19 protein-coding genes are annotated in these 23,703 nt (G+C 50.6%); 8 read left to right on the top strand and 11 right to left on the bottom strand.

From position 1 onward, the window contains the following. Positions 1–50: 50 nt before the first annotated feature. Complete coding sequence (locus IEX02_RS01820) at positions 51–614, bottom strand: GbsR/MarR family transcriptional regulator (RefSeq protein WP_188689454.1); 564 nt, start codon at positions 612–614, stop codon at positions 51–53. Between the two features lie 288 nt (positions 615–902). Here IEX02_RS01820 and IEX02_RS01815 point away from each other — a divergent pair, with 288 nt between their 5' ends. From IEX02_RS01815 to IEX02_RS01800, 4 genes are all read left to right on the top strand, one after another. Continuing rightward, the gene (locus IEX02_RS01815; protein WP_188691722.1) at positions 903–3,074 is read left to right on the top strand and encodes a TonB-dependent siderophore receptor; all 2,172 of its coding nucleotides are present in this window, start codon (positions 903–905) and stop codon (positions 3,072–3,074) included. A gap of 297 nt (positions 3,075–3,371) precedes the next feature. After that, on the top strand, positions 3,372–3,935 hold the full coding sequence (locus tag IEX02_RS01810) for a sugar O-acetyltransferase (protein WP_188689451.1): 564 nt from the start codon (positions 3,372–3,374) through the stop codon (positions 3,933–3,935). 308 nt (positions 3,936–4,243) lie between these two features. Continuing rightward, positions 4,244–6,937: a DEAD/DEAH box helicase gene (locus tag IEX02_RS01805; protein ID WP_188689448.1), complete on the top strand. Its 2,694-nt coding sequence runs from the start codon at positions 4,244–4,246 to the stop codon at positions 6,935–6,937. Between the two features lie 88 nt (positions 6,938–7,025). Next, the gene (locus IEX02_RS01800) at positions 7,026–7,532 is read left to right on the top strand and encodes a GNAT family N-acetyltransferase (protein ID WP_188689446.1); all 507 of its coding nucleotides are present in this window, start codon (positions 7,026–7,028) and stop codon (positions 7,530–7,532) included. A 114-nt stretch (positions 7,533–7,646) separates the two neighbouring features. Here IEX02_RS01800 and IEX02_RS01795 read toward each other — a convergent pair whose 3' ends face one another. Continuing rightward, positions 7,647–9,524, bottom strand: coding sequence for an extracellular catalytic domain type 1 short-chain-length polyhydroxyalkanoate depolymerase (locus IEX02_RS01795; protein WP_229701986.1), 1,878 nt, complete (start codon positions 9,522–9,524; stop codon positions 7,647–7,649). Between the two features lie 391 nt (positions 9,525–9,915). On the opposite strand from IEX02_RS01795, the gene IEX02_RS01790 reads away from it, so the two are divergent. Further along, positions 9,916–10,479, top strand: a complete 564-nt coding sequence (locus tag IEX02_RS01790; RefSeq protein WP_188689441.1) for a lysozyme inhibitor LprI family protein — start codon at positions 9,916–9,918, stop codon at positions 10,477–10,479. 96 nt (positions 10,480–10,575) lie between these two features. Here IEX02_RS01790 and IEX02_RS01785 read toward each other — a convergent pair whose 3' ends face one another. The 6 genes from IEX02_RS01785 to IEX02_RS01765 all read right to left on the bottom strand — a co-directional run bounded on the left by IEX02_RS01785 (position 10,576) and on the right by IEX02_RS01765 (position 14,599). Continuing rightward, on the bottom strand, positions 10,576–11,040 hold the full coding sequence (locus IEX02_RS01785; RefSeq protein WP_188689439.1) for a GNAT family N-acetyltransferase: 465 nt from the start codon (positions 11,038–11,040) through the stop codon (positions 10,576–10,578). A 169-nt stretch (positions 11,041–11,209) separates the two neighbouring features. Beyond that, the gene (locus tag IEX02_RS01780; RefSeq protein WP_373284956.1) at positions 11,210–12,367 is read right to left on the bottom strand and encodes a S8 family serine peptidase; all 1,158 of its coding nucleotides are present in this window, start codon (positions 12,365–12,367) and stop codon (positions 11,210–11,212) included. Between the two features lie 21 nt (positions 12,368–12,388). Further along, a complete protein-coding gene (locus IEX02_RS20540; RefSeq protein ID WP_373284955.1) occupies positions 12,389–12,793 on the bottom strand; it encodes a hypothetical protein in 405 nt (134 codons plus the stop codon). Positions 12,794–13,062: 269 nt separating this feature from the next. Then, complete coding sequence (locus IEX02_RS01775) at positions 13,063–13,356, bottom strand: antibiotic biosynthesis monooxygenase family protein (RefSeq protein WP_188689436.1); 294 nt, start codon at positions 13,354–13,356, stop codon at positions 13,063–13,065. Between the two features lie 8 nt (positions 13,357–13,364). Then, on the bottom strand, positions 13,365–13,955 hold the full coding sequence (locus IEX02_RS01770; protein WP_188689432.1) for an FMN-binding negative transcriptional regulator: 591 nt from the start codon (positions 13,953–13,955) through the stop codon (positions 13,365–13,367). Beyond that, a complete protein-coding gene (locus IEX02_RS01765; RefSeq protein ID WP_188689429.1) occupies positions 13,952–14,599 on the bottom strand; it encodes a pyridoxamine 5'-phosphate oxidase family protein in 648 nt (215 codons plus the stop codon). The genes IEX02_RS01770 and IEX02_RS01765 overlap by 4 nt, the downstream gene beginning before the upstream one ends. Positions 14,600–14,689: 90 nt before the next feature. On the opposite strand from IEX02_RS01765, the gene pdxR reads away from it, so the two are divergent. After that, on the top strand, positions 14,690–16,129 hold the full coding sequence (gene pdxR / locus IEX02_RS01760; protein ID WP_188689426.1) for a MocR-like pyridoxine biosynthesis transcription factor PdxR: 1,440 nt from the start codon (positions 14,690–14,692) through the stop codon (positions 16,127–16,129). Positions 16,130–16,185: 56 nt separating this feature from the next. Beyond that, on the top strand, positions 16,186–16,398 hold the full coding sequence (locus tag IEX02_RS01755) for a hypothetical protein (RefSeq protein ID WP_188689423.1): 213 nt from the start codon (positions 16,186–16,188) through the stop codon (positions 16,396–16,398). A 36-nt stretch (positions 16,399–16,434) separates the two neighbouring features. On the opposite strand, the gene IEX02_RS01750 is transcribed toward IEX02_RS01755, so the two are convergent. Next, a complete protein-coding gene (locus IEX02_RS01750; RefSeq protein WP_188689420.1) occupies positions 16,435–18,768 on the bottom strand; it encodes a fatty acid cis/trans isomerase in 2,334 nt (777 codons plus the stop codon). An 82-nt stretch (positions 18,769–18,850) separates the two neighbouring features. Further along, a complete protein-coding gene (locus IEX02_RS01745) occupies positions 18,851–19,219 on the bottom strand; it encodes a hypothetical protein (protein ID WP_188689417.1) in 369 nt (122 codons plus the stop codon). A 132-nt stretch (positions 19,220–19,351) separates the two neighbouring features. On the opposite strand from IEX02_RS01745, the gene IEX02_RS01740 reads away from it, so the two are divergent. Next, positions 19,352–20,695 (top strand): serine hydrolase, encoded by a 1,344-nt coding sequence (locus IEX02_RS01740; protein WP_188689415.1) that lies wholly within the window; start codon positions 19,352–19,354, stop codon positions 20,693–20,695. Here the strand turns inward: IEX02_RS01740 and IEX02_RS01735 are convergent. Next, on the bottom strand, positions 20,692–23,616 hold the full coding sequence (locus IEX02_RS01735; RefSeq protein ID WP_229702093.1) for a ligand-binding sensor domain-containing diguanylate cyclase: 2,925 nt from the start codon (positions 23,614–23,616) through the stop codon (positions 20,692–20,694). The genes IEX02_RS01740 and IEX02_RS01735 overlap by 4 nt on opposite strands. Between the last annotated feature and the right edge of the window lie 87 nt (positions 23,617–23,703).

Genomic DNA, 23,703 nt, shown 5'->3' with positions numbered 1-23,703 from the left:
AACTGTCCGGCCAACCCGGCCGGACTTGAAGTCGGCACAGCGGCCCGCAATTAGCGGCTTTCTTTACGCTCTTCCTTGCCGATAAATTTGTCTTTCATATCCAGCACCTTACCTACGCCGGAACTGAGTTTTAGCAGGGTATTAAGGTTATCCGGGCTTAAACGCTGTAATTCGTTGGTCCATTTAGTAACAGACTCAAGCAGATCGTGGATCTCCTGCAAGCGTTGCTGCGCATGTTGCTCCTGGCTATTGGACGGCTTATCCAATAACACATCACGCAGTAGCGACAGAGTCGGGTCGATTTCGCGCTTGCGGCGCTCTTCCATCACCCGTTTGGCCATATCCCAGATACTGCCAATGGCACGGAAGTAATCTTTTCTATCCCCCGGCTGGTGCGACACTTGTACCAATTGCCAGGACTGCAATTCTTTTAAGCCCATACTGACGTTGCCGCGAGAGATATTCAGGGTTTCGGCAATATCATTGGCGGTCAGCGGCTCGGCACTGATCACCAGCAGGGCATACATCTGCCCAACGGTGCGGTTAAAGCCCCAGCGGCTGCCCATTTCGCCGAAATGCATCACAAAACTGGTGAGATTAGGTGTCAGGTTCATGTTTGTTTTTGAAGTTTCAGTAATTTCTGAAAATTATAAATGTTTATTGATCTGGCGCAAGGACTTTGGGTGTTTTTTTGTGTGGTTTCTTGTCGTTGATGAAATCTGTCTTACTTTGCTGATATGGATCGCAACTAAGAGTCCTATGCTGCACAGCGAAAAACCTGGACAAACGTAAGTAGTTTAAAAACCAATGATTATAAAATGCCTATATTTAATTGATAATGATTGTCATTAGCGTTAATGTGCCGAGCCTTCCAAGATCACAGATAAGGATACAGTGTGAATATGAGAGATATAAAAGAGCTTACCCATCATTCAGGAATGGTATTTGCCGGGGGGATGGCTTTAGCATCAATGTCACTTAGTTCTTATGCTCAACAGCACACAGATAAAAGTGACGAAGTGGAGAGAATTGAAATTCGAAAATCCTATACAACACATGCAATGGATTACTCCACCGGTCTCAATCTCTCCCTTAGACAAACCCCTCAGTCTGCAACTGTTATAACCCAGCAGCAGATCGAAGATTTGGCGCTAACTGAGATTGCCCAGGCGCTTCGATACACGACGGGCATTACGGTTAATCAGGCCGAAACAGATCGCGTTTTTCCAACCGCAAGAGGCTTCTCGATTGATAACGTACAATTTGATGGTGCCAATGTGCGGGGTGCCAACGGCGGGGTTGAAGGGGACTTTTTGTCTGATATGGCGGGTTATGAGCGTGTAGAAATTATTCGCGGCGCGGCGGGTTTACTCCAGGGCGCGGGCAACCCATCGGCGGCTATCAACTTAATCCGCAAAAAGCCCACCGAAGAATTGAGCTCCTCGATCAGCATAAAAACCGGGCGCTGGGATCTAACCCGTGCCGAAGCCGATGTTTCCTCCAGCCTTGGTTTCAATAATAGTTTGCGTGGTCGTATGGTAGCAGCGTATCAAGACAGTGGTTCGTACATGCATAGCGTTGAACGAGATAAAACCATTCTGTACGGTATTCTGGAAGCAGATGTAAGCCCTTATACACAAGTTAATGTGGGAATTGATTACCAAAAACACCATACAGATGGCGTGAGCTATGGCGACCCTGTACCCATGTATTATACCGATGGTCAGCGCACTGACCTTCCTCGCTCAAGCAATACAGGTAGCAAGTGGACCTACCGGGATCGCAATCGCAAAATTACTTTTGCATCTCTTGAACATCGCTTCGCTAACTTTTGGCAATTTGATGCGTATGCCAGCTATATTGACGGGCATTACGACGACAAAAGAATGTATGTAAGAGGTTATATCGACCGGGATACGGGTTTAGGTCTTGGCGCATTTCCCGGTTCAACAACAGGGGATTGGAATCAGTACACGTTAGATTTCAGGCTAAGCGGGCCGTTTGAATTACTCGGCCGCGAGCACCAAATGGTTGTGGGCTGGAACAGCAACCTGGAAGAAAATGATCGCAGCAGACGGTCCACGCTGTCGGCACTTGAACCTTGGAGCTTCTTCGACTGGGCATCGGTGCCTGAACCAGAGTTTGCCACGGAATCAGACTTACTGTGGGGGTGGGAAACTAAGCAAAGCGGATTTTACGGTGGTGCACAATTTAGCGTGGCAGACCCTGTGTCATTAATTGTGGGGTTCCGGAGTAGTTCCTGGTCACATAAAGAGTACGACTTCTATCCGCAAACTATGGACTCCTCGGTTACCACTGTGGACGAGTCTGACTCAGGCATTGTCAGTCCGTACGTTGGTATTGTTTATGACATTAATAACCACTTTTCAACTTATGTCAGCCTGACTGATATTTACAATATTCAAACGCAGAAAGATCGTGACGACAACCTGCTTGATCCCGTGCATGGTACAAACTACGAAATAGGCCTTAAAGGTGAATTTTTTAATAAACGCCTTAATTTCTCCACTGCCTTATTTCGGGTTAAGCAAAGTAATGTCGCAGTTCCGGATATTGAAGTCATTGTTGACGGCCAACCGGAACAGCGCTACAAAGCGGAGGACGGGGTAGAAACCAAAGGCTATGAGGCTGAGGTTTCAGGTCAGATTACCACCGAATTGCAACTTTATGCGGGCTATACACATCGCGTGGCAAGAAACCAGGATGATGAAAAAGTCAGCCGTCAGGCTCCCGAAAATATGCTAAGAGTCACCACCTCTTACAGTCTGGAAAAGTATATCCCCGGCCTCACCTTAGGTGGCGGAGTCCGCTGGCAAAGTGAAATTTATCCTTCAAGAATGCGCGGAACCGGCCCTAACGGCGAGATTCCCCGCCAGGGTAATTATACCGTTGCGGATTTTTTTGTTCGTTATCAGTTGTCCGCTAACCTTGTTACCTCATTCAATATCAGTAATCTCTTTGATAAGAAGTATTTTGAAAGTGTAGGTATATATAACTACGGAGCTTACGGTGAACCGCGTAATATCAGCGCCAGCGTTCGATGGGATTTCTAGAAAAGTCTCCCTGAGCTAGCCAAAAAAGAATTAAAGGTCAGCGATCTTAAAAAAATTATGCCTAAAGCGGCCTAGGCCGCTTCCCCACTTAAAGTTCCAGGTTCTTTAATGGTCAACTATTTTCAGGCACCAGTTGATCAAGGAGCAGGTTCGCTGAAATTTCGCTAGCTGATCAATGATCAAGGGGTCGTAGTTGTTGAAACAGTTAGGCTTGTGATGGTAGCTGTTAACCCCTTCGTGTATTTCGTGTCCTTCTTGTTGATTGGGTTTTTATTATCATTCGTTATAAGCACTTTTATGACCGAAAAACAAAAAATGTTAGCGGGTGAGCTCTATAACCCCAGTGACGATGAATTAGTCAGGCTAAGGTTGAACGCCAGGCTCCTGGCTGAGGAATTAAATTCGACCTCTGCGGTATCTGAACAGCAACGTGTCGAAATCATCAAGCGTTTGTTTGGTACGACAGGTGACAATATCTTTATTGAGCCTTCGTTTAATTGCGATTACGGCTTCAATATTCATGTTGGAGATAACTTTTTCGCTAACTTCGGTTGCGTGATTTTGGATGTTGCACAAGTGAGATTTGGTAAAAACTGTCTGCTTGCGCCTCAAGTGGGAATATATACCGCAACGCATCCAATCGACCCCATCGAGAGAAATGGCGGTTTAGAATTCGCGCGGCCAATCACCATAGGTGATAACTGTTGGATAGGTGGCCATGCGGTGATTAATCCAGGTGTAACACTTGGCGATAATGTGGTGGTAGCGTCTGGGGCTGTGGTGACTAAAAGTTTCGGTGATAACCTTGTTATTGGAGGCAACCCCGCGAGAGTGATAAAGGAAATCAGTCTCCAGTCATAACGTCCTTGTATCAAATCGTTCAGGAGAATAAAGCGCTCCTGGCCCTTTTGCTGTGGTCTGTTTGTATTGGCTCCACTAGCACCCCTTTATTGATAGTGCTTGCCGCACCCTTTTATCTATGCGCTGCTGTCTGAATTGGCGGTTCCTGGGCTTAATTACTGGGCTTAATTAACACCCCCCCTAAGTGTCACCGCAGAGCTCTGGTGTCATTATGCCCCTTTCTGGCGATTTGCCATTATCCCCAATTGACCCCGCAGATCCTTTCACGCAGACTTTGTTGATAATGCGTCCCAAGCCGTACCATCAGCATGCAAATTAATGGACTAATCGGATATTACACCGAGTGCTTCAAGGAGGACTCCGGCGATTTTAACCTGCGCAATCTGCTGCGTTTGAATAAAGAAGACCTGCTGTTTCTGAGCGGCCTGGATGAAGTGGCAACCGCTAACCTGCACCGCTCGCCTATTAATCCAGCGTTTGGCGAATCCCTGGCTAAGCGCATTGAAATCTATCAGCGTGAACGTGTCCTGCTGCACGGTTCGTTGTTTGTGAGCGGAAAACTGCAAAGCGACAGTGAAACCCTATCCTTATTCAGCCCGCTGGTGATTAGCGAAGCCAAGATTGAATCTGATGAGTACGGCTATTACTTTAGCCTTGAAGACAGTAGCGCGTCGGTGAATGAAGAGCTGTTGGCATTATTGCTTCCCGAAGGGGCCGATTTACCTGATGTGGATGCCAACAGACTTTACGATCCTTCGTATTGGGTGAGTCTGTTGGAACACAGCCCTTATTCGCTTAATTGCCTTGAGAGTCTGAGATTCCCCAAACTGGGCACTAAGGAAGATGTGGGCCGTGCGATGCGGCGCAAGCATGCCAGCCTGCTACCTGTTTCTTGTCTTGCCTTTGTGGAGCGCTCGGTCAGTAGCCGTGGCATGTTACATGAGCTTTCACTGCTTCAGGGGCGGGAGAGGTTATCTGCGCCGTTACACGCCTTATTGGCAGAGGCGCCGGTTGCAAAAACGCCCATCAGTTTGAATCATCGACTGGTGCCGGGCACCCTGAGTCGGGCGCAAAAAAATGTGCTGGAAATCGCGGCCAGCGAATCCCTTGGGGTAGTTTCCGGCCCGCCCGGTACGGGCAAAAGCTTTACCATTGCGGCCACTGCCGCCGAACATTTTACCCGCGGACAATCGGTACTGATTGTCGCAAGTTCAGACACGGCCCTGGATGTTATTGCCGATAAACTCAGCAGGGATTTTGGGCTGGATAACCTCTATGTTCGGGTTGGTCAAAAAGCGGTGCTCAAGGAGTTTAAACAATATCTGGACGATCTTTTAGCGGGGTATCACGACCATACTCAGTCGGTCCATGCAGATGACTATAAGGCGCAATTGGACAACCTGATAGGCACAATAGAGGGTGATGAACATCGTCTTCAAAAACTAAGCGCTCAGGCGTTTAAGCATGGCTATAGGGCGCATAAGCTTGTTACCGGTGAGGCCAGCCTGTGGGACAAAATTACCCATAAGTGGCACGCCTCTGCGGTTGATAAAGGGGAGCAGCTTTGGCAGATATCCACGCACTTTAACCAGCGGGTCGAAGATAAAGAGCTGCTTTCTACTCAGTACCTGCGCGCCGAAAAAGCCCGGGCCATATCGGCTTTGTTAGCATCAAATCGCGCGGCCGTGCAGACGTTAAACCGGGCATCCAGGGCCAGAACATCGTCAAAACAAGCCGAATATTTTGCACAGGCGGACTTCGGTTCGTTATTAAAAGGCTTTCCGGTGTGGTTAGTGACACTGAATACCCTGCATCGGGTACTGCCACTGACGCATGAGATGTTTGACCTGGTTATAGTTGATGAGGCCACCCAATGCACTATCTCAAGTGTGTTGCCTGCCTTTGCCAGGGCTAAGCGCGCGTTGGTGGTGGGGGACCAAAAACAGCTGCGACATTATTCCTTTCTGGCCAGAGCCAAACAGCAAGAGATTGCCGCCAAGTTTGCTGTAAAAGGCTCAGACAAAGCCATAAGTTACCGTGATTCAAGCATTCTGGACTTGGCACTGCTAAGTGCCACCAGGCAAAATCAGGTGGCGTTTTTGGATGAACACTTTCGTAGTCAGCCCGAGCTGATTCATTTCAGCAATAGCCATTTTTACCGTGGCCAACTGAAAATTATGCAGCATCGGCCTTGTTCCACAACCGGGCATATTGAGGTTATTGATATTGGCGGCGTGCGCAACGATGCCGGAACCAACCCACAGGAAGCCGAGGCCATACTGGCGGACGTTCAGCGTATTATCGACAAAGAAGCCGAATTACCACTGCCAAGCACCATCGGCATTCTCTCGCCTTTTAGCAAACAGGCTGCCCATCTTAGCGCGTTGGTGGAAAAACACCTGGCACTTGAGCATATCCAACGGCATCAAATCACAGTGGCTACGCCCTTTGGCTTTCAAGGCGAGGAGCGGGATATCATGCTTATTTCTGTTTGTATTGATAATGACAGCAAGCGGGCAGCGGCGTACCTCAACAAGGAAGATGTGTTTAACGTGGCGGTGACTCGGGCCAGACAGAGGATTAAGCTGTACAAGTCGGTAGCATCAGAGCATCTCCCAAAAGATAATTTACTGCGCCAATATCTGGCATCCATTGACGGCTTTATTCTTGCACATCAGTCAGAACAACAGGCCGACCAATTTCAGACCGATGTGCTGCATACCTTGCAGAGTCTTGGCTTGGATTGCTGGGGAGGCTTTGACATGCTGGGAACTTATATCGACGTGCTGGTTAAAGCTGAGAACCGCTATTTGGCCATCGATTTAATTGGTTTTCCTGGCCCATGGGAAGACTATTTCGAACTTAATACCTATAAAGTGATTAAGCGCGCCGGTATAGAGGTGTTCCCCTTAAGTTATGCGCTTTGGATTAAAGATAAGCCGCGTTGTGTAGAAGCAATGCGCCAGGCCTTGCAGCCAAAAGCTGGGGCAACAGCGAATTAGTTGCCAATGTCAGGTTTGAGCAAGGTGCAGCCTGGCGGCAAGGCAAAACGCTGTTTGTAAACAGGGTGAAGTTTTCAGGAGCATTCGATTGAGTATTAAGATACGAAAAGAACAACCCAGTGATATTCAGGGGATTTATGACGTGACAGTTGCTGCATTTCTTGATGCGCCGCACACCGATCACACTGAGCAGTTTATTGTTAATGCGCTTCGTAAATCCGGTGCATTATCACTATCACTTGTTGCTGAGGAAAACGGCAGCATCATCGGCCACATTGCGCTCTCCCCTGTGACTATTTCTGACGGCACCGAGGGATGGTATGGCTTGGGTCCTGTATCGGTTGTCCCCGGCAAGCAGGGTAAAGGTGTTGGTTCAATGTTGATTAATGCTGCAATGCAAGAATTAAAGCACGCAAAGGCGCAAGGCTGTGTGTTGCTGGGAGAGCCGGGCTACTATCATCGCTTTGGTTTTAAGGCACAACAAGGCCTGGTGCTTGAGGGGGTGCCCGCCGACTATTTTCAAGCCTTGGTGCTTCAAGGCGATTTACCGCAAGGAAGCGTGACGTACCACAGAGCTTTTTCTGCCAAGGGCTAACTGCTTATGCCCTCAGGCCAGGCTTCAACCTAGTGAAGGTTGTGGTATCTTCATTCTCGTAGGTAGGGCTTCAGGCGGCGCACTGGCCTGCCTGAAGCTGTTGTTACAGACCCTTTACGGGCAACTGCCGTTAAACCAGGTTTCACCGTCGAGGGAAGACAAGGTGCTATTACCCCAGGTTGAACCACTTAATGGATCATCAGAGCCACTGGCAAAGTAGTCCGGGTGATAATAGTTACCGCTGCTGTAAGCCCGTCCTGCCACCTTATGGTAGTAGTTGGCTGTGGTATAAGTGGCGCAGCTATGGTTGCCATTCCCGCCGTCATCTGTGCCGCTGCATGCCTGAACAGGCCCTGCACAACTATTGTCATTGTCCTGCCACTGGCACTGCTCGCCCGTAACGACCACTTCGTTGAGTTTGAAGCTATTACTGCTGTATTCCAGATAGCAGTTGGCGTAGTTGGTGTAATCCAGCCTACCGGCGTTGATATGGGCATTAAGATCGGCGCTAACGCCAGCGTCTACGCTAAAGCTAAGGGATTGTGACGCCGAAAGATTAGTGGTGTCTGTGGCGGTGATCGTTGCGCTTTGTTGGCCCCCCGGTAAGTCGCAGGCGGATACCTGAAACTGTGTGCCATTGATTTGTGCCACGACCAAGCCGGTGCTGAAGGTCGCTTCGACGCTTGCAAGATTCTGGTTGCTATCCATCACCTCGCCGGTGATATCGGCGCATTGTCCGCTGACCGTCACCTGCAGATTACTCAGGGTGGGGGCAGTATCCGGCGGTGGGGGGCCAAGGCGTATTGAATCGCTGATGGTCTGGGAGATGCCGCCCGCATCATCGGTGGCATTCACATTCACAAAGTAAAGGGCGTCAGGTAGTGCAGCCGTAGTTAGGCTAAAGGCACCATTGCTAAACGCCTGTGTGCTGTATTGATACAAATTCCCCTGTTCACTGGTTACCTGAACATGCAAGGTATCGACAACGCCATCGGGATCGCTGACCTGACCGGAGATGGCAATCTGATTACCGCTGACGGCCAGGTTAAGACCGGATACCACCGGTACTTGGTTTCGGTTCACCCTGGCATTGTTATTTGAGAAAAACTCACCCAGATACATGGCATAGTTGATGCCATTGCCATTGATGTACGAACCGGACGCGCCCTGGCCACCGGACCAGGCGTGATCGATGCCGTTTAGCCACAGCATAGCCACCCGGCCGTTTTGCCATTGGTACTCCTGGGCCGTGCGGGTGCCGCTGCCTATAAACTGCGAGCCAGATAAGGCGTCTACCCCGTAAACATCGGCCATACCTTCGGCATTTTGACTGTTGTAGCACTGGTCAACCGTAGTGTCTGCATCGCCATGGGCAATAGAGGCTATCTGTGTATTCAGATCGCCACTGTAGTTGCCTGCGTATTGCTGACAGCGAGTCGCCACATCCGCATATTCGCAGCTGCCGATGGCGCCACTAGAGCTGGTGCCAATACTGGGGCCGGCACTGATGCCCATACCGGCAAATACATCGGGGGCGAGACAAGCGGTGGTGTTGGCAAAAGCCGCACCGGAAGATAAACCGGCAATATAGACCTGGTCTGGGTCAATTTGATAGCTGTTGTCGCTACTGAGCATATTGGCCAGGTTGATCAGGTTTTTGTAATCCCCGGCCGAGCGGGACTTGCTACCCTGCCAGTAAGACCAGCAACCAAATCCTGCTTTATTGACCGCATCTGGCACGGCGATCACCATGCCATGGGCTTCGGCGGCCTGCTCCAGATTCGCTGTCTTGTAAGCATCAATGGACTGGGTGCATCCGTGCAGTACCAGCAGCAGAGCACGACCTTGGCCCACAGAAGAGAGGCCATCCGGCGTATAAATATGTACTTTGCTAAAACCACCCACAGACAGATTGTTTTGCCAGGCTCCTGCGCTGACAGACCCGCTGATTAATCCCATACATATCAAAAAGATAAGTCTAAGTATCGTCATCATTCACCCTGTTTGTGTAATTTTAAGGTGAATTTATTGTTATTTTAATGTTTAAATTTTGCTCTAGTACTTTCGTACGGTGAGGGCTGACCTGCAACTGACAATGCCGCGCCGCCTTGAATATCAGCGTTAGCCTATGGCCTTGAGTTAGGCGTTTAGGCTCTTGCTATGACAGGAAGTTTGCGCCCCCGGATAAATGCTGTTGCATTACCTTAAGACATTTTCGTTTAGGCCTTTGGCAATTCAGGCTGCGCTTTAGCTTAGTGTTCTCCCTTTATGTATGATGGCTCTGGCTTATACACCCACTGTGTATGGCTGTCACAGACTTATTGAAAAAGGAAACATCATGTTCACCACTCTCCTGCGAACCAGGAACGCATGTGTAGTTGTTTTGTTGTCAGTTTTGGGGGGCTGTGCATCACAGCCGAATAATGCGCCTGCACCGGCCAACGCGGATGAATTGTGTGGCACCGGGTGGGCACAAAATGTCGAAAATTACGTTCATTCCGGCGATAACCAAGGCCATGGACCAGATATCGGTAGTCAGGAGTGGCAATCGACCATTGAGTTTAGATTGGGGATCAGAGGTAAGCCTGATACGCCAGCGCTAACCGATCCACGCTGGTGTCGTTATATTGATAAGCAGATTGACATGCTAAAACGCACCCGCGCCAGCAAGGAGCCGGCATTTTCTTGTACCGAGGTACGACCGGCCAGTACGGAGGCCATGATTTGTGCACAACCTGAGTTAGGGGCGCTGGATCGTGAGATGCAAAGGGTGTTTGATGCGGCCTTAAGTGGCCAGCATGACCAACAACTTAAGGCAATGCAAAGGGGCTGGATAAAAGGGCGAGATGAATGCTGGAAAGCCACCGATCACCAGGCTTGTATTCGCCAGGCCTATATTGACCGTATTGCTGAACTTAAGGCTCAGCATCATCTAGTCGACAACTAAGAGTTTGAAGGTACCGTCTGCAATGGGACAACTAAGTCACCTCCCTGAAAAAATCCCGGCTAGAACGCAGGGGGGCTAGGGGGGCTTTTGCTGTTCTTAGGTTGTCAGGGACAGGTATAAAAACTGATTAAACGGGCTTGCAAGGTAGTCGCCAAACGCCGGACCGCTTTTAAAACCATAGCGCTGATATAAGCGGATGGCTGGTTCAAAGGCTGGGCCTGAGCCGGTTTCCAGCATGACTTGCTGATATCCGCGCTGATGGGCCTGGTTGATAATATGTTCCAGCAACTGCTTGGCAACCCCTTGCTTCAGGTATGCAGGGTGGGTGCGCATGGATTTAATTTCACCTTCGTGGCTATTCAGTGCTTTGAGCGCACCGATACCGCAGAGCGTATTTTGCTGCCATGCACAATAAAGCTGGATCCCAGCTTGCTCAAAAGCAGATAAATCCAGCGCGAATACCTGTTCGGGCGGGGAGTTTTGGTGCATGCCAGCCAGATGCAGCCGCAGTAGTTCATGTACTTGTGGGTGCGCAAGGTCGGCGTCGGTGATTTTTATCATGGGCTGCTTCTGTCAGTATATCAACGCAATCCTGATTCATTGGATTAGCAATGGGGAACTAGCGCAAAGTGTAAAGTGCTACCTTCACTCGAGTCCAATGGATATTCTGGCGTCTGCCGCTTTGCCACGGCATAGAAAGCGACCGGTTAATGCCGGCCGCTAAAGGCAATTAATAGTATTGGTAGTTCAGCGTCACATTGCTAAAACTGCTATAGGCATGCACACCGATGTGCCAGGTACCACTGGATGGCGCAGGGAAAGTGCAAGTTTCATTGTTGCCAACTAAGTAGGGACGACAGTCAAAGGTGTACAAGGTAGGGGCGTTTGCATGACGCATATATAAGTCTGCATCGCCGCTACCACCACTGATGCTGACCTGCATTTGTGTTACAGCAGCAGGGATATCCCAGGTGTAACGCAGCCAATTATTGGCATTGGTGCTGGCCAGATTCACCGAGCCGTTGACGGGATCTACCACACCGCCGCCACCACCGTCACCGGTGCAACCATAGGTATTGAGATAATCTACCGCGTCTTTTGCCTGCACTAAGCCAAAACCATAAAAGTTATCCCGTCCTGCAGTCCCTTTATCCTTAGCGGTATCTTGCAAGGCATTACGGATCTCTTCGTTGCTGCAACTTGGAAAGAAGCTCCAGACCAACGCGGCCACACCGGCAGTATGAGGTGACGCCATAGAGGTGCCGCTTAAGGTGGCATAGGTGTTGGTGGGGTAAGTGGAATAAACGGCGGAGCCCGGGGCGGCCAGTTCCACCTGGCTATTGTATTGAGAGTACGAGGCATGACTTTCACTGGCATCCACTGCGGCGACTGATACTACGGCATCATAAGAAGCCGGATAGGAGAAGCTGCTGTTGCCCGCATTACCAGCTGCTGCCACAAGCATAATGCCGTTATTAACAAAGTTCTGCATGGCGGTTTGTTCTGAGGTAGACGAACTGTTGCCCCCCAGGCTCATATTTACCACATTCGCCCCGCCGCTTTGACATTGCTGGATACCGGCGATCAAATCGGACGCGTAGGTCCAGTTGCCACTGTCATTAAAGATCTTAACAATATGCAGGTTCACGCCGGGATAGACACCAACCACACCCTGGCTGTCATCCAGGGCGGCGATAGTGCCGGCAACATGGGTGCCGTGGCCATTGCCGTCGTTATACCAGTTTCCCACTTGATTATTGTTGGCCTGGCCGGTTACCCCACCATTCTGATCTGGCAGATCCGGATGACCAAGGTTGTAACCCGTATCTATTACGCACACTTTTCTGGCAGTGGTGTCCAATTGATTAAGCTGGTTAGCTTGTACCATAGGGATACCATATGGGGTGGTTTAGGCCATGGGGAAACGTCTGGGATCTTCCTCAATACTGGCTATCTGCGGATTATCACTTAGGGCTTTCAGGGCTTTGAGGTTGAGGTTTGCAGCCATCATATGATGCTCCGGTAAACTCAACAGTACCTGAGCCCCGGCGTTTTCCAGCAGCGCTTTGGCCTGGTTGTCGGCAAACTTTCCATCAGTAAATACTTGCGGTCCTGTGCCTTTTTTCTGCATGCCGATAGATGGGGCAACACTACGAAAACGCACAATATAACGGGCTGTCTTAACCCACTGTGACAGTGTGGGTGGATGCGCGTCGGCCGCTGGCTGTGGTGCTTTGCTATCGGCCTGGGCACAAAGGCTGGACAGGCCAAGCAACAGGCCCATGCTGAGTTTACTGTATTGCGATTTAAACATTGTCTTTCCTTGTCTGATAATGAATCAAGAAATCCTTGGAAAACAACGAATTAAGCGGACAAGAAACGGCCATGAATGTTGACGTTCCTTGTCAATCGTTCCTGGGGATAGGTTGAGGTGACAGGGCCCGCTGAGGGCGGCCGGTCAGGCCCAAGTATAGAAAAGTGCAGCGCTAGAAAAAGTTGACCGCTTGCTTTGCCGTTATTCAGCCTGATCAAAATGTAAACAAGTGGTTACATTTTGTGACCATTGTTTAGGGTAACGCCGGTCTATTGCAAAGCGGGGTACTGGCGGGTGACTTTAACAACTTGTACCTGATAGTCCTGATACCAGAGCTTACGACCCTGCTGCTGGGCATGGCGGTGCAGTGGGTCAGCCTTCCAGGCGACAATGGCATCTTCATCCGGCCAGTAAGAAATAGCCAGTTCCTGCTCCCCCTCGGACAGGGCAATAAAATCCAGACAGCCATATTTTTCAAAAGCGAGCTGTCTTAACTGGGCGGCCAGACGGACATACTCCTCATCCAGGTTGGCAATACGGGCACGAAAAATCACGGCGTACATGGGAACTCCTATGCATTGGTCATAAATTGCGTAAATGTGCGCAGCGCTTGGGCGAGTGGTTGTGATGAACAGGCCAGCCCTAAATCAACGCCCTGTTGATCAAGCTCATGACGATGTAAGCCTAGCTTTATCTGTCCATGGAAGCTCTCGATATCGAGGCGAAAATGTACTATGGCCTGATTGAGCTTTTGCCGAAAGCTGCTTGGTAGCTGCTCAGGATCCTGTCGAAGACCCGGCTCAAATTTATCCAGCAGTTTATCCATGCAGGTCTGTGCCGCAGACTCGCTCAATTCGGTTGTGCGACCCGATACCTGCAAGCTGACATAGTTCCAGGTTGGCACGGCGGGTTTGCGTTGATACCAGGTTGGCGAGATATAAGCGTGGGGACCGCGAAACAATACCCGCTGTTTTTGACCCGCCAGGGCTTCGCAGTGGGGATTATTACGGGCCAGATGGCCGTAAATCACCATCTCTTTTTCATCCAGCAGAAAGGGCAACTGGCTGACCTGCCAGCTTTCACTGATCATGCTGGCAAAGGGAAAGTGGGTCATAACGTGCCGGGCTTGCGCCATTGTCATAGTTTGCTTGGCTTGCATCATATGGCTCCGTTAACCGGGCTCGACGGCAAAGGATAGCGCTTATCTTCGGTTTGTTTTGGGTCTTGTTGCAAGTCGCCCCATTGACGCTGAATGGGCATCACCCCGGCCCATACCGGCCAGCCATAATCCTCATCGTCATCCGATGGAGGAGCGGCGCGCACTTTAACCGACGCTTCGTGAATTGGCATCGCAATCACCGCGGTGAGCAGCATTTCCTGTTCGTTAATTGGTCTGAGCTGCTGCCAGCGGCCGGGAGATAAGCGCTCGACAAATAATTCTAACTGGCGACGTTTTTCGCTTTCATCCTCAATCAGCTGTGGTACACCAAACAAGGTAACAGAGCGGTAGTTTACCGAGTGGTGAAAAGCGCTTCTGGCCATGACCAGATCATCCAACTGACTGATATTGACACACACACTTTGGCCCTGACTGGCGTACAGGTTTCTGGCTCTGGTATGGCCGTGCCAGTACAACATATCACCGTCGCGCCAGTGACACGTTGGGGTGACCACAGGATAACCATCGTGGATTTGTGCCACATGGCAGAGTAAAGACTGGTCAATAATCTGCTTAACCAATTGTGGATCATAGTCGGCCCGCTTACGGCCACGCTTTACCTGTGTTCTCTGACTGGGAGCTTGCATTCTGGCGTCCTGCTGGTTCGGTTAGGATGCTAGGTTATCTTTTCTGGATGTGTTAAAAATATCCAGATTGATAAAATTTATAGATACCAGATGTCAGCTGCTACCCTGTCCATCAGCCTGGATCATCAAGCCCGGCAAGCCATTTATCTGCAACTTCAGGATGCCCTGCGCAGCTTGATTCACAGCGGTCGTTTGCAAAAAGGCGAGCGTTTGCCTTCTTCCCGTGAGTTGGCGCAGGCACTGGGAATATCCCGTACCAGCAGTTTGAAGGCTTACGATAATCTGATTGCCGAGGGTTTCTTGTTCAGCGCTCCAAAACGTGGAGTGTTTGTGGCGCATAATCTGCCGGTGATTGATTTGCAGCCCCTGCCTGTATTGGATGCTCCTAAGCAGGAAAAACCCATGTTAGGTTTTGAATCTGTGGCCAATGTGGAAAACTTTCCCGCCCGCCAGTGGGCGTCCTGTTTGCGTCGCAGTTGGCTCAAGCCGGATGCTGACTTAATGATGGGGGAATACCCCAGTGGCTGGCCCTTGCTTAAACAGCGGGTGGCTGAATATCTGCGGGACTTGCGGGGCCTGGATTGTCAGGCCGAGCAGGTACTGATTACGGCAGGTAATCGGGATGCTCTGACCATTTTAGTGCAGGCACTACTTGAACCTGGCAGTGGCATTTGGCTGGAAAACCCCTGTTATGCGCAGATGGCGTCTTTGTTTACGCTGTTGGGTAAACCCCTGCATGCCTTGCCATTGGATGACGAAGGCGCACAAGTACCGGATAGCTGCCATGGTATGGCGGTGATCACCCCCAATCGACAGTATCCCCTTGGTATAGTGATGAGTCCACAGCGTCGTCAGACCTGGCTTGAGCAACAACAGTTCATGCGAGAGCAGGGAAAGCGACTGTGGTTAATTGAAGATGACTATGACAGTGAGTTTGTTTACCAGGGCCGCACCCATGTGCCTTTGATGCAACTGGACAGACAGCAGGGGACTTTTTTTGTGGGGAGTTTTTCTAAGGTGCTGTTCCGGGGGTTGCGTTTAGGCTTTATTGTCGCACCACCCGAGCAGATCGGGAGACTGAAAGACAGCCAGTATTTTCTGGGTTCATCTTCAGCCTTAGGCATGCAGCCGGCATTGGCTGAATTTATGGCAGCGGGAGGCTTTGCCAGCCATTTGCGCAGAATGCGGCGTTTTTATCTGGCTAAGCGCGATACCTTGTTGGCTGGTCTGGATGACCTGGCGGTTTGGTTGAAATGGGAGAAAAATGCAGGAGGCATGCATCTGGTGACTTATCTGCGCGAGCCGTGGCAGGGCGAACACACCAGCGGACTTGCCTGGGATACCCTGGTAGCGCGGCGGGCTGCATTGATGGGCCTTAGGCTCAACTGCTTATCAGAACACTATTTCACCGGAAACAGGGTGAGCGGATTTATACTGGGTTATTCACAACGCGATGAATTGCAAATGAGGTGCGCTATGGGACTTTTCAAACAATGCCTGGAGGAGGTATTATCTGCGCCAGCCAGGTAGGGCTGCGGGGAAGGAGAGCCCCGTGAACGTTGTTCGTAATAAGCAAGGAGGTGGTTGTGGTACGAAATGTTTTTTCTTTTCCCGGGCTTTGTGCTCTGTTCTTGTTGCTCGGTAGTAGCTGTCTAATCACATTGGAAGTATGGGGCAGTGAAATGGACGTTGTTCCTGTTCCCTATGATGTTGAACCCTATTTTTTACTCTCTGCCGGCTGGGCGCTGATCCTGCTTGGTTGCGTTGTGGGTATTGTATTTTTACTGCGTAGTTATTGAATTTGTGAGCAAGGTAAACCGCAGCCTGGCTGCGGTTTACAAGTTCTTATACCTATTAATATCTAATACCCCTGCTTCCAGTGGCTGTTGCTGCCGGTGCCATGCTTGAATGGCTTCCAGCACCTGCCAGAATCTTGGATGCGTGCGTCTGATACCAAATGTCTGCACAACCTGCTCAAAGTCCTTCTCGGTTTTTACGCCCTTCATGGCTTCCAGCCACAATGGCAGGCTCTGGGCCGGCAAATCAAAGATAAAGTTGGGATAACTGCCAATCAGGCCGGGATAAATTGTCAGGCTGTCACGCTCCTCCTGATGACGAAGCGACTCACCGAGCATAAAGGCCACGTTGGAGTGGGCTCGGTTACGCAAAAGGGTATAGAGCGTATCTTCTGTATCCTTATGCACTCGCAGCAAGGTGACTTCAGGTAACCAGTGCATAGCGGGGGTATTTTTTACTTGCCACTGGCTCAGCTCGGTAAGCTGTTTATCACTTTGCTGTATCCAGTCGTCCTCTTGTGTTCTTGCGCAAGAATCTTGTTGGCAGCGGTTTAGTGGATCTTCAGCGAAGGCATTGATGGCAGAGAATTCGCTGAGTAGCTTTTGTGTTAGTTCCTGATAAGGCTGCGCGGTTTGATAGGACTCGGCCACTGGGCTTTGGATGTCGACCGGCGCATAACTGAATTTGCGTTTAATTAAGCCCGTACCCTGGTACCACTCCTCTAAGTACGTCTGACGATGCTCTGCCGGCAACAGACGTAACAGATTTTGTTCTGAGCCGTTGCGAATTAAATCAAAGTACAAACGCGTTTGCAGCTGGTGGGCGAGGTTGCCGAACACATCAAAATTCACCACCAACTCATAGTAAGTGCGTTCAAGTATGGGGAAGTCCATCCACCAGATGGTCTGCGGTGGTTGGCCAATCAAACCTCGTTGCACCGAGGCGCTGTCGTGATGACGAAACACCGTCAGCAGGGCGTTGGTATTCTGCCCTTCACCATTCCAGATATCGCTCAGGGCCGCTCCTTGTGGGTGATATCGCCGATAGGCTTCGGTACGCAGTTGGGCGTATTGGTTGCGCTTATCTCGATAGGTAAACCAGTTGCTACCGGCATCCAGTATGTCGTCATCCTGCCCTGGCATACCCAGCAGGGGGGAGACTTTTTGGGCATAGTCAGGATGGGTGATAAACAAGTCCTGATCGGGGGTTTGGAACAGGGTCCAGAAATGATCCCGGATGACGTCCGTGGCTATTTGACCGCGACAAACCGGACCGCGGATAAAGGTGCGAATAAAATACTCGGCATTGTCCAGCATAAATTGATAGCGGGCCCGGGCGGGTATTGCCGCAAAGGTGGTAAAAGGATTGGCCCTGTCATGATAGGCGTAACCTGGTAATTGTTCGACCTGCCAGTCAGTGGCAAAAAACAGCGTGTCAATGCGCTCGCGCTTGGCATCATCCAACAGCAGCGCAATATGGCGTTTATGTACAAGGGTGTCATTGATGGCTTGCAAACGATAGTAAACCGGTCCGTCATAAGGTCCGTTGGGTTGGGCCGTGGCGATAGGCTTCAGTGGCTGTCCAGGCGGAGTGCTGGAGCGCATTAAGCTGAAATAGCGGGTTTGCTGCCCTTGGTCGGAAAAATACAAATGGGCCAGAAAGAGGTGTTCATAAACCCAGCGCGCTACCAACTGTTGTTCTGGACTGGTTTGATTAAGGTAGCGCTCCCATTGCTGAATATGCTTTTGGTCAGCCTGACTTATGGGGGCTGGCTGCTTGTCAAAAGGGGCACCCTGCTCCAACCAGGCGGCCAGCTTGGCATACTCTTGATCGCTCAGCGCCGCTACGCCCAAAGGCATGCCTTCAAGTGGGTGTTGCTTGGCATAAGTGTCAAACTGTTCATTGGTTGGGCATTGATTGTGTCGGGTGATGCCCAGTTCAATATGATCCGGTAGCTTGCTGTTTGGCGGGAAGGGATGTTGCTTGCCAAGTTGCAACATTTTATACAGCAAAGACTGACCAGACTCGTCCGGATTTAACACCGAGCGGAAGCCCAATTCCCGCCATTGCTGTTCAGTGTGGGCATCAATCCCAAGCCGGGTTGGGGTTTGCGCCTCACTGCGAGTGCCGTTATAGACTTCCTGAGGATGGCTACCGCGTTGCAGCCCCTGGGCCGACTCGAATTTAAGTTGGCAAGGGGCGTCGAAACAGCCATGGCAGGCCAGACAGCGGCTATTTAAAATGGGCTGAATATCACGGGTAAAAGAAACCTGCTGGGGAGTAGGGGAAGGAAGCGGTTGTGGCTCCGGGGCCTGACTACAAGCGGTAAGTCCCAAAAATACCAGGACACCAGCCAGAACAGGTGCTTTCATTTAATCTCTCCGTTGGCAGGGAATCATTCTGAGCATGTGGGGTAAAGGCGGGTCAAGCTTTTCTGCCTTGGATAAACGCGATCTAAGCGTTCAACCATGCCAGCGCCTGCTCTAGATTCGAAAAGTTTTTCAAAGCGTAGCCCCGCTTTTCGGCAAACTCTTCAATCAAATCATGTTTAAACTCAGACAGAGGCACTAGCCGGGCAATTTGCATCTGACGGATTATAGGGTCAAGGCTCTCAAACACCTGCATCACCTGACTGCTGTCATAATTCAGGTGTAGGTTAGTTACATCAAGCAACACCTTATTGCAGTGGTTTTGTTCTGCCGTTACCAGCGCCTGTTGGTAAATCTGATGGATATCGTCTGGGAGGGCTGCGCCTTTTGCCATCAGCCTGATAACAGAGACAGCCGGATCATAGTGGCAGGTAAATTGGAATGGTCCGGTCATTGGCGTACTCAATACGTGAATTACGTTCAGTATCAAATAAGCCTTTTCTGATTGCCAGCAAAAATACCCAGACATGATTCTTGACTGGGTTGGCAGGCATCGACAGGATGGACAAAAAAAGCGGGAAGGCCGATGAAAAAAGTTGTTGTGGCGGTGATTTTGCTGGCCGTTGTGTTCGTGAGTTCGCCTGGCTGGTTGGGGTTTGGATTATGGCGGTTGCCTGCTGCTTTCGACGTGGCGGCCGCCATGGGCGCCAAACTTGGCTGCTCCGCGCACTTTATCAGTGACTTTGATGACGAGCGCGTGCTTGCCGATCTGGCCTCATATTCGCCGGTTAACAGCCTGCTGACCTTAAGTTATACAGAGGATGGCGTTCGGGCGGAGTTATTGGGAATAGGTCGTGCCAGCGCCCATTATCGTCCAGGGTTGGGTTGCACCCTTGATATTGATGATAGGCAAGATTTAGACACTCTCAAAGGGGCGCAAAGCTATGTGCCTGACGAGAACAAAGCCCTGATGCTGGATATTCAACCAGACTGGCAAAAAAGCCTGCAGGCTATATTGCAGCAGGATAACCAAAATGGTCTGGACACCCGGGCTTTGTTGCTGGTCAAAGACGGGCAGATAGTAGCGGAAGCTTATGGGCCGGGTATATCAGCCACCACGCCTTTGCTGGGATGGTCGATGGGTAAAAGTGTCACAGCCATGTTAGTGGGCAGGATGCAAGCACTGGGGGAACGGGCAACTGCGCAGGAGCCGCTCTTTGCTGAATGGCAGTTTGACCCACGGGCGGATATCACCCTGGAGCATATGTTACAGATGACCAGTGGTTTAGGCTTTGACGAAACTTATGCCCCAGGTACTGATGCCACCAAAATGTTGTTTGCAGCGCATGCCGCCGCCGCGTTGCCGCTAAAGAGCCCGGCGACGAGAAGCCCCGGTGAATTTTTTGCCTATTCGTCCGGTACCACTAACTTGCTTATGCGTTATATGCGAAACCAGCTTGGCAGTGAGCAAGGGTTGCAAGACTTACTTTATCAGCAACTGGCTGCACCGCTGGGACTAACGCATTTACTGATAGAGCCTGATCCCAGTGGCGTTATGGTGGGGAGTTCTTACATTTACGCTACCGGCCGGGATTGGGCCGGTTTGGGGGCGCTAATGCTAAATGGTGGGGTCTGGCAAGATGACGTTATTCTTCCCGCTGATTGGGTGGCACGGGCGCTAAAACCGAATCAGAGCGAAAATGATGACAGGTATGGCTACCAATTTTGGTTGAACAGTGGCGCACAGACCGAGATATCGGCCAGACGCTGGCCTGAGCTGCCGGCCGATGCTTATGCGATGTTGGGGAATCGAAAGCAGGTTGTGATGATTATCCCGTCGTGGAACTTGGTGTTTGTGCGTTTGGGCTGGAGCAAGCAGGAATATCCTGTTGGACAGAATATCCTGCAGTTGCTGTCCACTGAAGGTTAAGTATCCAGGTTGGTTCTGTGGCTGTTGCGGGCCGGTAAGTCGGCCTGCCATAGCTGTACCTGATTTCGACCATTCTCCTTGGCATGATAAAGAGCCTGGTCGGCCAGCACTAAGGTGCGGTGATGATTGCCAGACTCATCGCAGCGTTTTAAGCCCGCACTGATAGTGACTTGCAGGCCTGAGGCGATATGACTGAAGTCGGCCATTTCTACTTGCTGGCGAATACGCTCACAAATATTCACGGCGGTGGACTCATCCACATCTTTAATGATTAAGGAAAACTCTTCGCCTCCCCAGCGAGCGGCGTGATCGCCCGGACGGGTGTTATGGGTGATGATGCGGCCCACCTCTCTTATCACCTGATCCCCTGTGTCATGTGACCAGGTGTCATTAATACGTTTAAAGTGGTCGATATCCAAGATGGCAACGTAGGCAAGCACATTACGATGTGTTTGCTTACCAAGATTCTTCAGGAAGCTGTCAAATGAGCGCCGGTTTTCAAGGCCGGTCAATTGATCCTGTAGCGCCAGTCTTTCAAATCGCTGCGCTTGTTCCTGAAGTGCCTGGGTTTGTTCATTAACCCGTCTCTTAAGCTGTTCTGATTGGTGTCTGAGGATATGCTCCCTGGCGCTGACAACAATAAATAACAGGGCGACGACTAAGACTAGCGCTGCCACTATGACTTCTTTGCGTTGCCAAAACGCCGGCGCAATACTGAAGGGTTTACGCAGTTTACCTAACCCTTTGCCTCTTTCTGAGGTGGGGTAGGCTGCTTCGACTTCAAAGATATAATCTCCCGGCGGAAGGTTGGTATATTCAGCAATATTGCTGGTGTTTCGCTCCACCCAGGTTTTATCAAAGCCCTGCAAGCGAGTTTTGTACTGGATGGTTTGTGGCATGATGTAGCCCAAGGCCACAAACTCGAAGCGAATTCTGTTGGTATGAGCGGGTAACTCAGACGGCAGATTCATAGTCATATCTACGCCATCAATCTCCACTGCCTCCAATTGCATCGGCAAACTGGATGGGTTTAAGCGGCGGATATCTGAGGGGCTGGTTTTTACCACGCCTTTGGCCGTGGCAACCCAAATGTCCCCCTTCGCGTCTTTGGCGATAGCCGGGCTGGATGTGCCGTTGGCCTGAAAACTCAGCATACCATCGCCATCTGCAAATACCCGATACTCGACTTTTTCCAGCTGTCCGTCTGCCACTTGGTTGGCCGCTTCCAACGGGATTCTTATCATACCCAGGTTGGAGGTTAGCCAAAGGGCTGCTTCGTCGTCCTCCAGAACTTGCCAGAATTTATCAATGGGTAAGCCTTGCTGACGGCCTATCAGGTGAGTTTTGCCGTCTTCATAACGATAACGGATCAAACCTCTGTCGGTGGCTAACCACAGGTAACGGCCACTTTGGTCTGGGTAGAAACCATAGACAGAGCGTGCTTCGCTATGTTGGGTAATATCAAGGTTGGTGACCTGATCTCCATGAATGACCTGGGCGCTCATTTCGGTACCAAGCCAGATGCCACCATAGGGGTCTTCGCTGATGGCCATAATATATTCATCGCTTAGGCCATTTTGTTTGTCAAAGTGAGTTAGTTGCCCCTTGGACAGTCGGTTCAGTCCTCGAGTGGTACCTATCCATATTGTGCCATCCGAGGCAACGAATAAGGAGCGCACATGGTTAGCTGCTAATCCCTGTTCCGTACCAAACTGCGTTACTTGGCCGGTGACTTTATTCAGTATTAACAAACCATGGCTATAGGTGCCGAGCAGGTAATCAGAGGCGGTTTCTGCCAGACTGAGAATAGAGGGCACATCGCCACTGGGTAATGGTAGAGGCAGGGTACTGACCTCACCATGAACAATGCGTGACAGCCCGTTACTGGTACCCACCAGTAAAGCCCCGTCGCTGGTGGAAAGCACAGTACGTACATAGTCACCAACTAAACCGCTTCGACTACTAATAGTGGTGAAATTCGCTTTTCTCAGTCTGACCAGACCACCGTTGGTGCCAATCCATATGCTGCCTTCACGATCTTGATAAAGCGCTTTGATGCGGCTGTCTGGCAATCCGTCATATATGCCTTTATGGTCAAGGCGCCCCTGATGCAACCTGTACAGACCGTGGTTTATGGTGCCAATCCAGATGGCGTCATGATTGTCTACCAGGATTTGACTGACGCCGTGGGACGGTATCGATGAGTCTAAGAGCGTAAAGCCCTGTTCTGATTGTCGGTATATACCCCGCTCTGAAGCAACTAACAGACGTCCTTGGCGGTCTTGCGCCAGACTGACAACCGGCGCATTGGGAATATCTTGCTGGATGTGAAAACTTTGCCCGTCAAAATACGCCAGACCGCCAGTGGTGCCTAACCATAACTGGTTCTTATTATCTTCAAAAAGGGCTTTAACACTCAGTGATGGGAGGCCATGTTGCAGATTAAAGTGCGCGATTTGCCCATCTGGTTTTTGTACAAAAAGCCCTTGGTTATTCGTGGCAATCCACAGGCGTTGCTGATGATCTGAGAGTACCTGGTTAATTCTGGCGTCTAACTGTGGCATGGCATGCCAGCGCTGTTCGCTGTAGCGGGCAAAACTGCCACGGGAGCCTGCAACCAGCAGATCTCCTTGGGGCGTGATGGCGAGCGTACGAATTCCCGAGTCTCTCAGGTGGGTGTCTTTACCCCAACCGAAATGTTTGAACTGCCGGCCATTGTAGCGAACCACGCCTTCCCAGGTTGCAAACCAAAGATAGCCATCGGGGCTCTGTACAATGCTGTTGACACTGTTATGCGGCAGGCCATCCTGTGTCGTCCAGGCTTCGGCGAAATAATCTCGTAGCGGCTCGGCACTGATAGGTGGTGTCGCACTCAACGCTGTTAGCATAACCAACAGTGTCAGAAGCGAGCGTAAATACATCAACAGTACTCCTTGTTGTATTGTACAGACCTTTTGATTCGTACCGCGATGACGAGAGAGCCTTGCGGCGATAACTATTACCTGAGT

Source organism: Bowmanella pacifica (assembly GCF_014645355.1).
In the GTDB taxonomy this organism is placed as follows: Bacteria; Pseudomonadota; Gammaproteobacteria; order Enterobacterales; family Alteromonadaceae; genus Bowmanella; species Bowmanella pacifica.
The sequence above is the reverse complement of the archived record's forward strand: the minus strand, read 5'-3'. Positions and strand labels throughout refer to the sequence as shown.

What these genes read in the sequence shown, in the direction of transcription:
- IEX02_RS01820 (WP_188689454.1), bottom strand. Translation starts at nt 614, where the DNA reads ATGAACCTGACACCTAATCTCACCAGTTTTGTGATGCATTTCGGCGAA.
- IEX02_RS01815 (WP_188691722.1), top strand. Translation starts at nt 903, where the DNA reads ATGAGAGATATAAAAGAGCTTACCCATCATTCAGGAATGGTATTTGCC.
- IEX02_RS01810 (WP_188689451.1), top strand. Translation starts at nt 3,372, where the DNA reads ATGACCGAAAAACAAAAAATGTTAGCGGGTGAGCTCTATAACCCCAGT.
- IEX02_RS01805 (WP_188689448.1), top strand. Translation starts at nt 4,244, where the DNA reads ATGCAAATTAATGGACTAATCGGATATTACACCGAGTGCTTCAAGGAG.
- IEX02_RS01795 (WP_229701986.1), bottom strand. Translation starts at nt 9,524, where the DNA reads ATGACGATACTTAGACTTATCTTTTTGATATGTATGGGATTAATCAGC.
- IEX02_RS01785 (WP_188689439.1), bottom strand. Translation starts at nt 11,040, where the DNA reads ATGATAAAAATCACCGACGCCGACCTTGCGCACCCACAAGTACATGAA.
- IEX02_RS01780 (WP_373284956.1), bottom strand. Translation starts at nt 12,367, where the DNA reads ATGGTACAAGCTAACCAGCTTAATCAATTGGACACCACTGCCAGAAAA.
- IEX02_RS20540 (WP_373284955.1), bottom strand. Translation starts at nt 12,793, where the DNA reads ATGTTTAAATCGCAATACAGTAAACTCAGCATGGGCCTGTTGCTTGGC.
- IEX02_RS01775 (WP_188689436.1), bottom strand. Translation starts at nt 13,356, where the DNA reads ATGTACGCCGTGATTTTTCGTGCCCGTATTGCCAACCTGGATGAGGAG.
- IEX02_RS01770 (WP_188689432.1), bottom strand. Translation starts at nt 13,955, where the DNA reads ATGATGCAAGCCAAGCAAACTATGACAATGGCGCAAGCCCGGCACGTT.
- IEX02_RS01765 (WP_188689429.1), bottom strand. Translation starts at nt 14,599, where the DNA reads ATGCAAGCTCCCAGTCAGAGAACACAGGTAAAGCGTGGCCGTAAGCGG.
- pdxR (WP_188689426.1), top strand. Translation starts at nt 14,690, where the DNA reads ATGTCAGCTGCTACCCTGTCCATCAGCCTGGATCATCAAGCCCGGCAA.
- IEX02_RS01750 (WP_188689420.1), bottom strand. Translation starts at nt 18,768, where the DNA reads ATGAAAGCACCTGTTCTGGCTGGTGTCCTGGTATTTTTGGGACTTACC.
- IEX02_RS01745 (WP_188689417.1), bottom strand. Translation starts at nt 19,219, where the DNA reads ATGACCGGACCATTCCAATTTACCTGCCACTATGATCCGGCTGTCTCT.
- IEX02_RS01740 (WP_188689415.1), top strand. Translation starts at nt 19,352, where the DNA reads ATGAAAAAAGTTGTTGTGGCGGTGATTTTGCTGGCCGTTGTGTTCGTG.
- IEX02_RS01735 (WP_229702093.1), bottom strand. Translation starts at nt 23,616, where the DNA reads ATGTATTTACGCTCGCTTCTGACACTGTTGGTTATGCTAACAGCGTTG.